This is a genomic window from Microcystis sp. M53603_WE2, from assembly GCF_030065435.1.
In genome coordinates this window covers 1-12,851 of the sequence record NZ_JASJFF010000582.1, presented here as the reverse complement: position 1 = coordinate 12,851, position 12,851 = coordinate 1, and the positions used below count along the sequence as shown (strand labels likewise).

At 39.9% G+C, this 12,851-nt stretch carries 14 protein-coding genes; 6 read left to right on the top strand and 8 right to left on the bottom strand.

The window, feature by feature from the left end; genetic code table 11:
- Positions 1 to 318 precede the first annotated feature (318 nt).
- A complete protein-coding gene (locus tag PX481_RS12280) occupies positions 319 to 951 on the top strand; it encodes a DUF3782 domain-containing protein (protein WP_288023838.1) in 633 nt (210 codons plus the stop codon).
- Positions 952 to 1,270: 319 nt separating this feature from the next.
- Here the strand turns inward: PX481_RS12280 and PX481_RS12275 are convergent, their stop codons facing one another.
- Genes PX481_RS12275 through PX481_RS12265 form a run of 3 tightly spaced genes read right to left on the bottom strand, consistent with a single transcriptional unit; the run spans position 1,271 to position 1,971 of the window.
- Positions 1,271 to 1,456, bottom strand: coding sequence for a type II toxin-antitoxin system HicA family toxin (locus PX481_RS12275; protein WP_149107617.1), 186 nt, complete (start codon positions 1,454 to 1,456; stop codon positions 1,271 to 1,273).
- Positions 1,453 to 1,677: a type II toxin-antitoxin system HicB family antitoxin gene (locus PX481_RS12270; protein ID WP_002734968.1), complete on the bottom strand. Its 225-nt coding sequence runs from the start codon at positions 1,675 to 1,677 to the stop codon at positions 1,453 to 1,455. Before PX481_RS12270 ends, PX481_RS12275 begins: the two co-directional genes overlap by 4 nt.
- A gap of 45 nt (positions 1,678 to 1,722) precedes the next feature.
- A complete protein-coding gene (locus PX481_RS12265) occupies positions 1,723 to 1,971 on the bottom strand; it encodes a DUF433 domain-containing protein (RefSeq protein WP_002762195.1) in 249 nt (82 codons plus the stop codon).
- A 281-nt stretch (positions 1,972 to 2,252) separates the two neighbouring features.
- Between PX481_RS12265 and PX481_RS12260 the strand changes: the two genes are divergently transcribed.
- The 5 genes from PX481_RS12260 (at position 2,253) to PX481_RS12240 (ending at position 6,197) form a co-directional block, all read left to right on the top strand.
- The gene (locus PX481_RS12260) at positions 2,253 to 2,441 is read left to right on the top strand and encodes a hypothetical protein (protein ID WP_002762197.1); all 189 of its coding nucleotides are present in this window, start codon (positions 2,253 to 2,255) and stop codon (positions 2,439 to 2,441) included.
- The gene (locus tag PX481_RS12255; RefSeq protein ID WP_002744303.1) at positions 2,438 to 2,728 is read left to right on the top strand and encodes a type II toxin-antitoxin system RelE/ParE family toxin; all 291 of its coding nucleotides are present in this window, start codon (positions 2,438 to 2,440) and stop codon (positions 2,726 to 2,728) included. The genes PX481_RS12260 and PX481_RS12255 overlap by 4 nt, the downstream gene beginning before the upstream one ends.
- 552 nt (positions 2,729 to 3,280) lie before the next feature.
- The gene (locus tag PX481_RS12250) at positions 3,281 to 4,774 is read left to right on the top strand and encodes a hypothetical protein (protein ID WP_288023834.1); all 1,494 of its coding nucleotides are present in this window, start codon (positions 3,281 to 3,283) and stop codon (positions 4,772 to 4,774) included.
- Between the two features lie 5 nt (positions 4,775 to 4,779).
- Positions 4,780 to 5,238 carry a DUF7689 domain-containing protein gene (locus tag PX481_RS12245; protein WP_288023832.1) on the top strand — a complete coding sequence of 153 codons (459 nt, stop codon included), beginning with the start codon at positions 4,780 to 4,782 and terminating at the stop codon, positions 5,236 to 5,238.
- Between the two features lie 230 nt (positions 5,239 to 5,468).
- Complete coding sequence (locus PX481_RS12240) at positions 5,469 to 6,197, top strand: class I SAM-dependent methyltransferase (protein WP_052276598.1); 729 nt, start codon at positions 5,469 to 5,471, stop codon at positions 6,195 to 6,197.
- Positions 6,198 to 6,240: 43 nt separating this feature from the next.
- On the opposite strand, the gene PX481_RS12235 is transcribed toward PX481_RS12240, so the two are convergent.
- From PX481_RS12235 to PX481_RS12215, 5 genes are all read right to left on the bottom strand, one after another.
- Positions 6,241 to 9,111: a CHAT domain-containing protein gene (locus PX481_RS12235; protein ID WP_288094654.1), complete on the bottom strand. Its 2,871-nt coding sequence runs from the start codon at positions 9,109 to 9,111 to the stop codon at positions 6,241 to 6,243.
- Positions 9,112 to 9,313: 202 nt separating this feature from the next.
- Entirely contained in the window at positions 9,314 to 9,643 is a 330-nt protein-coding gene (locus PX481_RS12230) for a hypothetical protein (protein WP_288094653.1), read from the bottom strand.
- A 227-nt stretch (positions 9,644 to 9,870) separates the two neighbouring features.
- A complete protein-coding gene (locus PX481_RS12225; RefSeq protein WP_002762203.1) occupies positions 9,871 to 10,593 on the bottom strand; it encodes a restriction endonuclease subunit S in 723 nt (240 codons plus the stop codon).
- On the bottom strand, positions 10,590 to 12,356 hold the full coding sequence (locus PX481_RS12220) for an N-6 DNA methylase (RefSeq protein WP_002762205.1): 1,767 nt from the start codon (positions 12,354 to 12,356) through the stop codon (positions 10,590 to 10,592). Before PX481_RS12220 ends, PX481_RS12225 begins: the two co-directional genes overlap by 4 nt.
- Positions 12,357 to 12,568: 212 nt before the next feature.
- Complete coding sequence (locus PX481_RS12215) at positions 12,569 to 12,799, bottom strand: type II toxin-antitoxin system CcdA family antitoxin (protein ID WP_002762207.1); 231 nt, start codon at positions 12,797 to 12,799, stop codon at positions 12,569 to 12,571.
- Positions 12,800 to 12,851: the final 52 nt, after the last annotated feature.

Here is a 12,851-nt window from a genome sequence, read left to right as displayed (position 1 = left end):
AGAGGTTATTCTCCTCGTAGGTCTCGATGATCTTTTGTCGCAAGTCTAAAGAATAGGGCTTCATCGGGTCGTGGCTCCTGCCTAGGTCTATAATTTATTGTCCTCTTCTATTGTACCTCATGCAAGTGCATACCGCTATATTATCCATTAAAAACGCGATCGCCTTTTGACCTTTGACCCCTTCCCCTTGAACTGCGATCGCTGATTTGTTGATAGTCAATAATTGATTGAAAAAACACGGATGAGAAGCTAGGGACATTTTTTCTGGGCCAAGTCGCTAGAATGGGACTAGACTCCTCAAGCTTGAAGAATCTTCCTATGTCAGACGCTGTAACGATCGCCGATATTTACAAGTTATTTGAAAGAACTGAGGCCCAATTTGCCGAGTTTCAAAAGGAAGCTGATCGCCGCAGTGCCGAAGCTGATCGCCGCAGTGCCGAAGCCGATCGCCGCAGTGCTGAAGCTGATCGCACGATGGAAGAATTAAAAAAACAGGTACAAGAAACGACCAAAGCGGTCAATAGCTTAACAACTCCTTTGTGTCTTTTTATAGAAGAAATGGTAGAGCCTGCGGTCGTGGGTTTATTTCAGAAATGGGGCATTGATGTCACCCAAACGATGAGTCGCTTGAAAAGTAAGCGTCCTGGGGCGGCAATGGAGATTGATATTGTGGCGGTGAATGGGAGCGAGTTGGTGGCTGTGGAATGTAAATCTCGACTGTCGAGGGATGATGTAGATGATTTTGTCAGCCGATTACAGCGATTTAAGGTTGCTTTCCCCCAATTTCGAGAGTTTCGGGTTTATGGGGCAGTGGCAGGCATTGAAATTGATCAGGGGATAGATGTCTATGCCTATCGGCGCGGTTTGTTTGTGATTAAGCAGTCGGGGGAAACGGTTAAAATTATTAATGATGTTCAGTTTCAACCTTTGGGTTTTGCTGAAGGTGTTTAATCTCTTTTTTAAGAAGGCGTAATTTTGCGATCACCTTTTTAATTAATAATGAATAGTTGATAATGTAAACTGTCAGGAGTCATTTTGGAAACCATCATGGAAATAAAAAACATTAAACAAAAAGCCAGAAATTTAATCGATAAATTGCCAGAAATTTTACAGGGGATGATACACAGGTAAATTAAATGTAATTGATTATGTTTAATTAATAGTAATAGAATTGGTGCGTTACGGCGGATTGTTAGTTTTATTTTATTATCCAAATTAGTAGCCGCAAACACGCACCCTACACTCTACAGCAGCTTAACAGGAGTCGCACTCATGGTTCTGGTATTTGTAAATCTCGACAAATTTTCCGCGTCAAGAATTCATTGATTTCACGATGGCGCGGAATAGCTGAAGATTTCTGATGGACACGATTTACATAAATCGTATGATTGCCGCCTTCTCTTAAGAATTCACAGCCATAATTTTCTAAATGACGAATTAAGTTTATGCGTTTCATGCAGCCCAGAAAGTAACAGACTCTCGAATCACTTCTTGTCCTTGCAGTTGCTCTTCAGCTAATATACGATTAGCTTCTAAAACTAGCTCAATTGCTTCTTCTAAATTGCTTCTAGTTTCTTCTAGAGTCTCTCCTTGAGTATTAGCTCCTGGCAATTCTTCGACAAAACCAATATAGCCTTCGGGAACTTTCTGGAATATTTTTGTTAGTTTTAGTTGCATGATTTACCTCAGAATTTTAAATTATATCACCCACCATCATTAAAGTTAGCGGTGCGTTACGGCTGCTGAAGTGAAGCTAACGATATAATCGGATACAGCCCAAGCTGCATAATTAAGAGCCTGACGAATATCTTCCTCCTCCAACTCTGGATAAGCCTCTAAGATTTCCTGAATAGATAACTGACTAGCCAACAGTTTCAAAACAAATCCTACAGTGATACGCATTCCTCGAATCGTTGGCTGTCCAAGACATATTTGTGGATTAACAGTAATACGGTCTAGCTCTCTAATCACCGTGGAACTCCTGAGATAAACTCCTCCTGTATTGTTACATACAGCAATGAATGTTGAGCAAGTTTCTGCGCTGCTGCGTGTGAATTAAGCGGCGACGAGAGTAAATATACAGCATTTATCCACCAACTAACACCAATCACGGGTTGAGGTTTCGTTGAGGACATCGAGAGGGAAAAGCCTTTTTGGATATTCTGAGCGTTAGCGGTGGTTTTAGAATACACCATCTCTAGGAGCCTATCTTGCTATAATGTAAACTGTCAGGAGTCATTTTGGAAACCATCATGGAAATAAAAAACATTAAACAAAAAGCCAGAAATTTAATCGATAAATTGCCGGATAATTCTACATGGGATGATTTGATGTATGAGATTTATGTGAGACAGGCAATTGAAGCAGGATTAGCCGATAGTGAGGCGGAAAAGGTTATTTCTGTGGCAGAAGTACGCACTAAGTTCAAGCTAGAGCCATGAAAGTTTTCTGGACAGAAACCGCCGTTAATCATTTATCATCCATCTACAACTACATATCACAAAACTCCCCTCAATATGCTCAAAGACTGGTGGAAAGATTGACCAGACGCTCAGAACAGATTGCTAATTTTCCCTTTTCGGGTCGTCTTGTTCCGGAGTTTGAAACTGAGCAGATCCGAGAAGTTATCGAGGGTTCTTATCGCATAATTTATTATATCAAGCCTGAGCAAATCGATGTTATTGCGGTACTTCATGCTGCCCGAAACATTGAAAATCCACAAGATTAACGATAATCCAAGACCATTGGGGGAGTAAATTAATGGCAGCAGTGAAGATTACCAAAAAAGGGAAGAAAGCTCCAACGGGTTAGCTATCCCTCTGGGAGGAGTGGGAGGCCAATAGTCCAGAAATTATTGAGGTGGCTCATCAGTTCATCTTGACTAATTGTCACAACCCGCAGCGGGCGATATTTCTCGATTGATCTTAAATCTTTGGTTGAGACTGCAAGAAAGCACGGTGCAGGGGAGAAAGTTGAAAACCCATCTCCCCTGGCCTCGTATTATTATCCGAGAAGTATTGAGTTCCAGGGCATTGATCGGCTTAACTATACCAAGGGCATCTAACGGTGATGAGTGATCGGCACAAAGATGGCAGCTCGAAGACACTACAATTGACAAACCTGTAAATCCATGTTACACTCGATGATTGATAGATAAAACTATCATTAGCATGATTGTTCTTAATTAACCATAATACTTTTATTATCATCAGCCTCGACATTTCAGTTTGAGTGTGATGGGAATCTTGAGTAAACTGACTAAATTTCAAGGAGCAACTAAATGCCTGAGAGTTTACAAGGTGAGAAATGTGACGATACTGCAACTAAGGCTAATCAATTTTTAAATACTAGAAACGACCTTATAAGTTATCAAACAAAAAGATTAGACAATCTTTCTGATTTTGAACAACTTGAGCAAGCCTTAATGAATTTTACAAGCAATAAGAAAGATACGGTAAAATATATTCTAAAAAAAGTTTGTGAAGAAGCTAAGTGTCAAGTTGCAGCGATTTTTTTAATCTCTAAGGATGATGTACTAGAGCGTTTTGCCATTCAAGGCAAAGACGTTAATGGTGAGCCAATAGATGATACATGGCTACAAGAAGAGAGGTATGCGAAAGGGGAGAGTTTCACTGGCAGCGCTGCTAATCCATCTGATGGATCATATGGGAAGGTTACTGGAGAGCTTTTCCAGTATGAAAATTTGAAGTATAGGCAGGAATATTCTGATAAGCTAGGCAAATTAATCTCTGCCATTGCCTTACCTTTGAATGGACGAAACAAAACCTATGGAGTATTGAGAATTATAAACAAAGTTGATGATCAGGGCAATATTGACGATCTGGCAAGCTTTGATCCCTGTACAGTAGCTTTCTTAGCAGGAGTCGCCTCTGCTAAACTATCTAATATTCACAGGGATTCTGAGATTAATATACTCAATTACTTGACATACCTTGCAGATATTATCCCAGTTGATTCCTTTGACAAGTATCAAGAAAGGATGTATGACGAAATTTTCAAATACTTAGTCGGCAACGAGACTCCATATAAAGTTGCCATTCTTTACAGAAAAAACTTGTCTTCTGAAGTAATGGAAGTTTTACGATTTTCTGAAGTATCTGGAGTAAGTAATTCATGTCGAGTTTATCTTGAAGAGGTTGGAAAGGAGTTTGCAGAAAAAATCTCTTCAAATACTTGTCAATTTATTGAAGGAGTACATGAGGAGAAAAACAATAATCGGTTTATTCAAACTGATTTAAAACATTTTGAAGATTCAAAACTTGAAGCCTTTGGCGTTTTCCCACTTTTCTTTGAGGGAAAATTCATCGGAGCTATTGCTCTATTTTTTGGATATAAGTTCAAGCTATTCGATAATAATCTTAGCTTTTTACAAAGTTTTTCTTCTTTACTTGCCATATTAGTTAACAAACAAACTCGGGCAGAGAGACTAAGGGAGTTTGAAAGTCTTGCTGAAGATTGGATTAATGAAACAAGTCATTTATCCTCAACCCATGAGGCGATTATACATCCTAACTATCAGAGAATTATTGGAATGGGGCAAGATGTTATACCATTTTTGCTCAAAAATCTTAAAGAGCCAAAAAGCCTTCCTAGCCGTTGGTTTTGGGCATTAAAAGCTATTTCTGGTGAAGATCCGGTTCCTAAAGACAGCCGGGGTAAGTCTAAGGAGATGATCGATGCTTGGTTGCACTGGGGTATCCAAAAGGGATATATTAAAGGGGATATATTAATGAACACTAAATCATCTATTTAAAAAGTATGTGTATTGTAATCATTAACGGTGATAGTCATATAACCAGTCCGAGAACTCCTTATTACAATTCCTTTGCTTGGGCAGTAAATGATCAAGAGCGTTGGTGGTTTCCCGATGGATTTGAGACTGAATATTGGCCAGCTGGAGTAGCAAGGGAGAACACTCTAAGTGCCTTCATAGATGCCTATATGACCGAGCTTTTTGAAGTTTGCCCAATTGGTGATCCTAATTTAGAGTTTAGTCCTAACGGTTTTTTTGTTGAAAAAATCGCTATTTATACTATTAATGGTAGTCCCTCTCACGCCTGTCGGCAATTAAACACTGGAAGATGGACGAGTAAAATAGGAGTTCGTGAAGATGTACGACATGAATTTGTGGAACATTTTATTGTAGAAATTGAAGGGATACCTGATATTCTTAATCTTGGAAACCGCAGCATTATTATGAGGAGAATACATCATTAATAGTAGGCTAGAGTCTAGCTCTGCTTTCAGATAAGATATTTATCTTAAGTTTGCTCGTGGAAGTTCTGCAATTGTAAAGATATGCTATAATTGGAGTGAGTCAAAGTACCAAAGTTAAGCGTTTAGAGGAAGTAGCGAATTGCCATCAAAAGCTAAATATTATGTTCGGCAAGTCTTTCAGCAAAATTAAGTCTCTGACTATGTACACCAAAATAGCTAAGTTATAATTTATGGAAAATAATCAACTTATAGAAAGAAGGTTTGACGGCAAGATAGGTGATGATTATAGTCTCTGGCAATCTGCTCGTCCTCATCTTAAAAAGTTAAGACAAGAGTTAGTCAAACTACTAATTAACTATCAAAACTCTTGCCCAAAGGAATCGCTGATCCTAGAAATTGGGTGTGGCGATGGAGAATTAACTGAGATGATCCTATCTGAAGCAAAAAATATTAAGATAATCGCTATCGATAACGAACCTTCGATGATTCAAAAAATCCGCTCAAGGCTTTCACATTACCTATCTCAAGATACTCTTGTTGTTATTCAGGATGATGTTTTAAACTTTTTGCAAAGTTATCCTTTGAATAACTTTAATTTTATTGTTTCTGGATTCACTTTTCACAATATGTTGGCACTCTATCGTTTTCAAGTATTTCAACTATTATATAGTCGGCTTCTCATTGGAGGTAAGTTATTAGACGCTGATAAAATCGCGCAAAGAGGTGAACAGCATAACCGTGATATAAAGTGGCAATATGATAAATTCTTTGAAGTCCTTGTATCTGCTGAAAGGTTCGATCTCCTGAAAGAGGTTATGTTGCACTATACTACGGATGAACAACCTAATAGAATACGCTATGAAGATGAAACAATCTCTGAACTTTCAGAAATTGGATTTCAAGAAGTTACCTTATACTTACGCCAATATATGGATGCACTGATTATAGCCTCTAAATAGAATTTTACCCGATTGTTAGCACCTAAGTTAAATATTTTGGGATTCATTCAAGTCTTGAAGCTAACGTAGAAATTCTCCTCGCTCCATAAACAATTCCCCCACCCCCACCTTGGTAAAAGTGATGGTATATAAGAATTGGAAATGTAAAGTCGCTCAAGTCTGCTGTGGCAGGATATTCTATATTTTCAAGCTCCAACCATATACCTCCTTTTCGCCAACCTATGCAATCGCCAAAACTACCCCATACTTCCCGATTATATTCTTCTTTCCCCCCAAGGCCACGGTAAATTTTGGCCTGTCCTTTAATGCCAAATTTCCCTTCGCTGTGTTTCATCCAAAGTCGATCAATCTCATCGATTACCTCTAGGGATACCTGACTAAAAAGGTCGTAGAAGTCATTATAATTTTCTATGACCATCCATTGGTACATGATAAAAGCGGTTTCGTAGTCGGATTTTTTCCAATCCTGTTGCTCTAGGTACTTCTCTAGTTTTTGATAGATTTGCCCTTGGTTTTCTATGAGATATTCCCTTTGTTTTCTCAGTTCTTTTTCGTAGGCGCGATCAGCCTCTTTGTGATATTGTACCGAGATCATCTTATCGAATTGTTCTCGGAAACGATCTGGGTTTTCTGTCTCTGCAAAAGCTAGACGGAAAATCTCGCGCCATCTTTCCTCGTTTTCGTTCTCTTTATTCCCCCATAATTCATATAATTTATCATGAGCTTTCCTAGATAATGAATAAACCTCTGTTGCGACCGGATGTTGGACAGAGAAAATAATATTAGGTAAAATTCGAGAGACACGATAAAGTTGATTTTTTTGTTCAACTTCAGGACTAATTTCCAGTAGTCCCAGTTCTCTTGCCCGTTTTAATTGTCCTTGGTAATTAGAAATGGAGCTACAGACGGCTTCTAAAGCTACCATCGGGACGGGTATCTCATAGATTAAACAATGACTAAGAACCTGCTGTAATGGCTGATCGATAAGCTGGTACAGTTCCTGCCAAATAATTTTATCTTTCCACAAATCGGGACTATTTTCTAGTTCAGCTAATTTAGCTTCTGCGTCTTCTCTACCTAAAATATCATTATTGAGAAATTCTAGTAATCGAGGATTTCCATCGGCTAAATTCAACGCCCTTTCCCTGAGAGGTTCAGGAAGTTGATCCGGGGTAAAATTGGCTAGACGAGCGAGTTTTTTAGTCAGTTCGGCTTTTCTAAATGGTTCTAATCCCTGCAAGAAAAAAGCCTCTAATAAATCAGAATCGAACTCGTAGCGACAAGTAATCAGAATCCGATGGTCAGTTCCCGTTTCTTGGATTGCCGTGACTAATGCTGCTAAAATCGGGGCGACTGGAGCCTTAAGAATATAGCGACCTTCACGAGGTTCGAGATTCCATTCAAAGTCATCAAGAATCAGAAGAAACGGTTTTTCTCCCAATTCAGCTAACCGAATGAATAGGTAAGATAATCGAGATTTAAGTTCAATTTGATTGTTTTCTAAATCAGCAATAAGTTCTCTAGTTTTAGGATTGATGAGTTTATCTTTTAACTTTCTTATCAAATAAACTTCATCAATTTGTCGCCACCAGAGAAGCTTTTCCGATTCAGGCAATCTCTCCCACAGTCGAGAGGCGATACTACTTTTTCCCCATCCTCCCATACCATGAATTAGTACCCCAACCTTTTCCCAATCCGTTTTCAGCGTTCGCAAACAATTCTGTAACTGGCGACGACGACCGACAAACTCTTCCCTTTTGACCACCCTAAGCCGATTTTCATCATCTCTAAATTCTCTGGTAATTGTCGGTTTTGGCAGTTGTGTGCGTTTCGGTGTCCTTAAGGGAGTTACTAGGGCTTGAGGTAGAGTGTTTCCTACATATAAGCGCAGTTTATGCCAATCCCTTGCTTGCTGGTCAATTAAGGCTCTATAGGTAGCAGATAGGGCCTCAATTACCGTTTCCCCTTGGGATAAATGTCCGTACAATTCCTTCGCTGCCACTGCTGCATCCGTATCTAGAACCCTTTCTCCCCAACCCAAAACAGCTTTTGCCCCCAAGTTCAAAAATTCTTCCGCCATGGAGGGAACTGCGCTGTCAGGAGCATAACCTGTACGGCAACCAGAGAGGAAAATTAAAGGCGGTAAAGAAGAATGAGCGATCGCATCATAAATGGCATTGGTGTCGCTATCAACCCGGTTGCCATACTCATCCTCGGTGAGAAAGCAGGGTTTTCCGTCCTGATGAGTTGCATGACCTGTTAAGTGAAAGACATCAAAGTAGCCTTGGTCATATTCCCGAACTACATAGCCTAACTCATTTAAACAACCACTTTCTTCTACTCTCAAGTTCACCGGATTGCGCTGGGTGGCTGCTAAAATTTGCCCCTCTTCTGCTTCGTAATCTAAGACGGGTTCAACGCCTAGCGGAGAGGTAGCCATAAAGAGCAAGTTGAGGGGACGGTTTGGCGCAGGATTGGGATTGACAATCTGAATCGGTCTATTATTGGACAACCACCGCACCGGAATGATTGCGGGTCTTTTCCCCACCAGAAAACCCTGATCATCGTGTAATAATTCCCAGGGTAGATGGACTAATCCTTTGCTGGTGCTGATAGCCAGAACTATTATTTCCTCTCCCCGGTGGCTATCTAATTCGCTCTGGAGGATGCGCTCCGTACCATCTAACCATTGGTACAAACGTTGTCCTGTTGTGGCGTGATCTTCCGGTAAACGGGTATAGTAATCGGTGTCGGCCCTATCACTCAGGTTATTGATTTCACTCAACGATCTTGTGTAGGTACGAGTCTGGTTGGGGTTATCCCAGAAAAATCGGAACTCAACGCTATTGCTACCCCTCTCCTGAAGATCAATATGCAGTATCTTCATGTGAAGATCAATATGCAGTATATTCATGATTTTTCCAGCAATTCTCAGTTTTAGACACAGCAAGCCTTTTAGGGATTTAAAGAACATTTTAAAGGGGGATTTTTGGGGCAACTTTGGGTGTACTATCACGTCAAAAGCCCGAAGACTCGTGAAATGAAATTCGCCATCCCATTGAATTTTACCCCGTATTATGCGAACTAACTCCCAAAAGCCTTGCTACAGGGCAAATTTAGAATTGCTGTGATTTTTCTTGTTCCAAGAGTTTTTGTAGTTGCTCTAGGGTAGCATCTTTGAGCATCAGGCGATCGCCGTTTTTGCTGACAATTAACACTCGTTCGATTTTCGGGGTTTCAGGAGAGTCAATTTTTCGCTTTAATTGGTACAATTTCTCAGCGATGGCGATTGTTCCGCTAATAATGCCGATGATGGTGGCGATGGTAGCAAGGGTTCCCTCTCTCTCCACTTCGGAGATAACTTCGTAGCTGCCTTGCACCCCTTCCATCTCGACGATATCCTGAGCAACTTTGATAGCATCGGCTCCTTCAATTTCTATCTGCATCAGTTTTGTTCCTCCTGTCAGTACCCAAGCAAAATGATCCTAAATCCGTTTATTAAAAACTGATTATCTATTCCCCCTTTTGCTTGTCCTGATATGTAGCCTATACTCAACGAATTTAGCACGAAACCCAACCAATGTCCTATTATCAAAAATTATAAATGATTTTGCCTGGTTATTGGATGGGGTGTTGGGTAACAGTCGTCAACCCAACCTACCTTCCGCGCTTTCTAGCTGTCGGTTCTAAGAGTTAGATTACCAAGTACAAGCTGAGCTAAGTCATCAGCTTTCTTTGATTGTTCTGCCGCCAATGTCCTTAGCGTAAACTCTTGTTCGACAGCATCTCCAATTTGTGTTTGAATCTCTTCTGGGGGAACAATTATTTGTAATTCTAGTAATCTAGACGGGCTAATTCTCTGTCGCCCCGTTGCACCAGTAACGTTTGCTGTCGCTTGTCGGGTAAAATGATCAGAACGTAAAGCCCGAAAAAGGTAATAAAGATTAATCTCGGCTTGTGATTTTTTTCGCAAAACAATAAATTCAGTTGAAGCTACTGCGTTAGTTACATCTTGAGTTACTAGCGCAATCTTTTTGTTGGCCAAGCTGGGCATGATCTTGGCGAAGAGAATGTCATTCTTTTGAAAGCGATGTTTTGTACTTCCAATCTCATTTCCTTGATTAAGTTTAAGAGTTAATATATAGCCATAAATATCATCTACTTCTCGTAAATCTATATATTCAAATATTTGACCAGCATATCTACTAGAGCGTGGATTAACGCTTCTTGATACAACATCTACAAAGTTTCCTAAAGGCTGCTGTTCAAACTCACCTATTTGCTCATGCAAATATTGTGTATAAGCTGCACCAGCATCAACTGTATCGATACTACGGGCTGATTCTTCAGTGATTGTTAATATTAAAGGGTCTGGTTTAATTAACTCGATAGTCATTGCAATTCTAGTTTTACTCTATGATAGGCTTCCGCGATAACAGGTAAATCATTGAGATCAGTTTCTCTATAATATTTTGAGGTAATGTCATAGCCAACGTGTTCTGCTTGTGCTAAAAAACGCTTTTTATTGTCTCCAGTAGTCTTCTTGAGATACAAAACACAGGTTCTAGCATTAGACCCCCCAAACGGCTTAAATGATCCGACAGGTAAGCTTATACAACCATGAATATGTGTACGAGATTTCACAAAGTTGCGAACTTCAGTCTCGGAAACTCCGCTGGCAACACCATGGGGCAAAATAACTAGCAAACGTCCAGTTTCAGGCTTTAATAGTCGAATTGCTCTCTCAAGAACCAAATAGTCTGAACCTTGAGCAGCTTTACCTCGTCCTAGATAATACCGGTTTAAAGTAGCAGAATCTTCATAGGGTATATTGAACGGGGGATTAATGAGAATTACATCAAACATTGCTGCGTTATTTTGCTCAATATTTAAAAAATCAGTTCTGCGTCCATCTGTATTCCCAAAAACATCTTCTCTAATTGAATCTCCTGTATAAATATGTTCATAGCCATCACCATGTAAAATCATATTTATTCGACATAAAGTGGCTAACCGAGGATTTATCTCAATTCCCCATAGATTATTCGTGACAAGATTACTAACTAAATGATCTTTTTCATCTTGGCTAGAATCAAGAAATCGAATTTTTTTGCGGACATTAATAAACGCTCTAATAAGAAAGCCACCACTTCCGCATGATAAATCAAGGACTTTTTCTCCAATTTTTATATCAGCTATCTCAACCATGAACTCAACTAATTGTCTTGGGGTTAAATACTGTCCTAAGTCCCCTCGGAGTGTTCCAGTAAGAAAGGCTTCATAAACAGAACCAACTACATCTCCTCCTGCTCCAGCCAAGCCAAGTGGTGTCTTAAAACCATAAAGACCAAAAGGCTCTAATTCACGAACAATTTTTTCAACAGTTTCGTTGCTTCTAATTTGAATTTGAGTTCCCGTAGGGAATACATTAAAAGTCTGTTTTGCGTCAGTAAACATTTGCTGTAAAGCAGCTAGAGGTCCACTGCCAAGAAGCCAGGAAGATGTAAAGCGATTGGGTGCAAGGCCTTCAGCATCTCTTTTCTCTTCGTTAAACTTACAAGTGAGAATTTTAGTTAGCTCATCAAATGCAGACTCGGCAATGAGTCCTTCTTTAGCTAACTCTTTTCGACATTCCCTAAATGCTATTTCTAAGTCACCTTTATTTTCAATAGTTACTAAAAGTCGCTCAGCAGCTTGTCGCTTTTCCAATTGAACTACATTGCTAGAGACAGTAAGTATTGTGCTTTCAAGCTCTTGCGGTTCAGGAACGGATTCTAATCCGCCAATATCGTCTCTATCCAAATAATAAATCTCCCAATCACGTCCATTAGTCAGAACTGCAATTGGTGTAGATGGTTCAAGAAGTTGAGCATAGGAAAGCGCTTGGTTAACATCCTCCTCGCTCAATCGATGCTGAATACGCTTGGTTTCAACCACAAGAGCCGGACGTTCCCCAATATAAACAACGATATCAGCTTGCTTTCTAAATCTATGTCCTGAAGTTCCAGTGATTGAGACTTTTCGACGTATCTGGTTCCTGTCGTAACCAAGCCTCATTATGAAAGGAATAACAACATTCTCAGCACAGTCGTCCTCAGAGTTCAACGGTGGTGCTTTGCGAAAAATGTCATCTAAGATAGCCTGTTTATTCAACGGCATAATAATCTATACACCTATGGGTTACACGACAACTAAGCCTACTGCAAACCAGAGCAGTAGGTAAATAGCTTAAACCGTTGCGTTGCTGTTACAGGCAATACTACTATTAACCAGCTTAGTTGGGGAAAAAATCTCAATTACTATCAATGGTTGACCTAAGAAAATATTTCAGTCTCTCCGTCGGGAAATAACCTATTAGAGACTGAAAAATCTTAGTCATTCCATTCCCCTTTGGGTGGTACGGGAGGATTGCGTCGAAGATGGCGGGTTAAGTCCTCATCCGGTTGTTTCTCTCCTCTTAGCCACTGTTTAATCGCTGTTTCGATAATGCGACTAGGATCGTTAGTCAGGTGTTTAATCTGTTCTAAAACTTCCGAGTCAAGGTGAATAGCGATTTCAACTTTCTCCGCCGTGCGCTGAGTCGGTGTAGCATTGTCGTTCATAAGCTCTATTAATGATTGCTATCTATCATTCTACCCGTCAGTCGAGGATTCT

Coding starts and splice junctions, on each gene's coding strand:
- PX481_RS12215 (WP_002762207.1), bottom strand. CDS start 12,799: ATGAACGACAATGCTACACCGACTCAGCGCACGGCGGAGAAAGTTGAA.
- PX481_RS12280 (WP_288023838.1), top strand. CDS start 319: ATGTCAGACGCTGTAACGATCGCCGATATTTACAAGTTATTTGAAAGA.
- PX481_RS12230 (WP_288094653.1), bottom strand. CDS start 9,643: ATGCAGATAGAAATTGAAGGAGCCGATGCTATCAAAGTTGCTCAGGAT.
- PX481_RS12235 (WP_288094654.1), bottom strand. CDS start 9,111: ATGAATATACTGCATATTGATCTTCACATGAAGATACTGCATATTGAT.
- PX481_RS12225 (WP_002762203.1), bottom strand. CDS start 10,593: ATGACTATCGAGTTAATTAAACCAGACCCTTTAATATTAACAATCACT.
- PX481_RS12260 (WP_002762197.1), top strand. CDS start 2,253: ATGGAAATAAAAAACATTAAACAAAAAGCCAGAAATTTAATCGATAAA.
- PX481_RS12275 (WP_149107617.1), bottom strand. CDS start 1,456: ATGAAACGCATAAACTTAATTCGTCATTTAGAAAATTATGGCTGTGAA.
- PX481_RS12250 (WP_288023834.1), top strand. CDS start 3,281: ATGCCTGAGAGTTTACAAGGTGAGAAATGTGACGATACTGCAACTAAG.
- PX481_RS12270 (WP_002734968.1), bottom strand. CDS start 1,677: ATGCAACTAAAACTAACAAAAATATTCCAGAAAGTTCCCGAAGGCTAT.
- PX481_RS12245 (WP_288023832.1), top strand. CDS start 4,780: ATGTGTATTGTAATCATTAACGGTGATAGTCATATAACCAGTCCGAGA.
- PX481_RS12240 (WP_052276598.1), top strand. CDS start 5,469: ATGGAAAATAATCAACTTATAGAAAGAAGGTTTGACGGCAAGATAGGT.
- PX481_RS12220 (WP_002762205.1), bottom strand. CDS start 12,356: ATGCCGTTGAATAAACAGGCTATCTTAGATGACATTTTTCGCAAAGCA.
- PX481_RS12255 (WP_002744303.1), top strand. CDS start 2,438: ATGAAAGTTTTCTGGACAGAAACCGCCGTTAATCATTTATCATCCATC.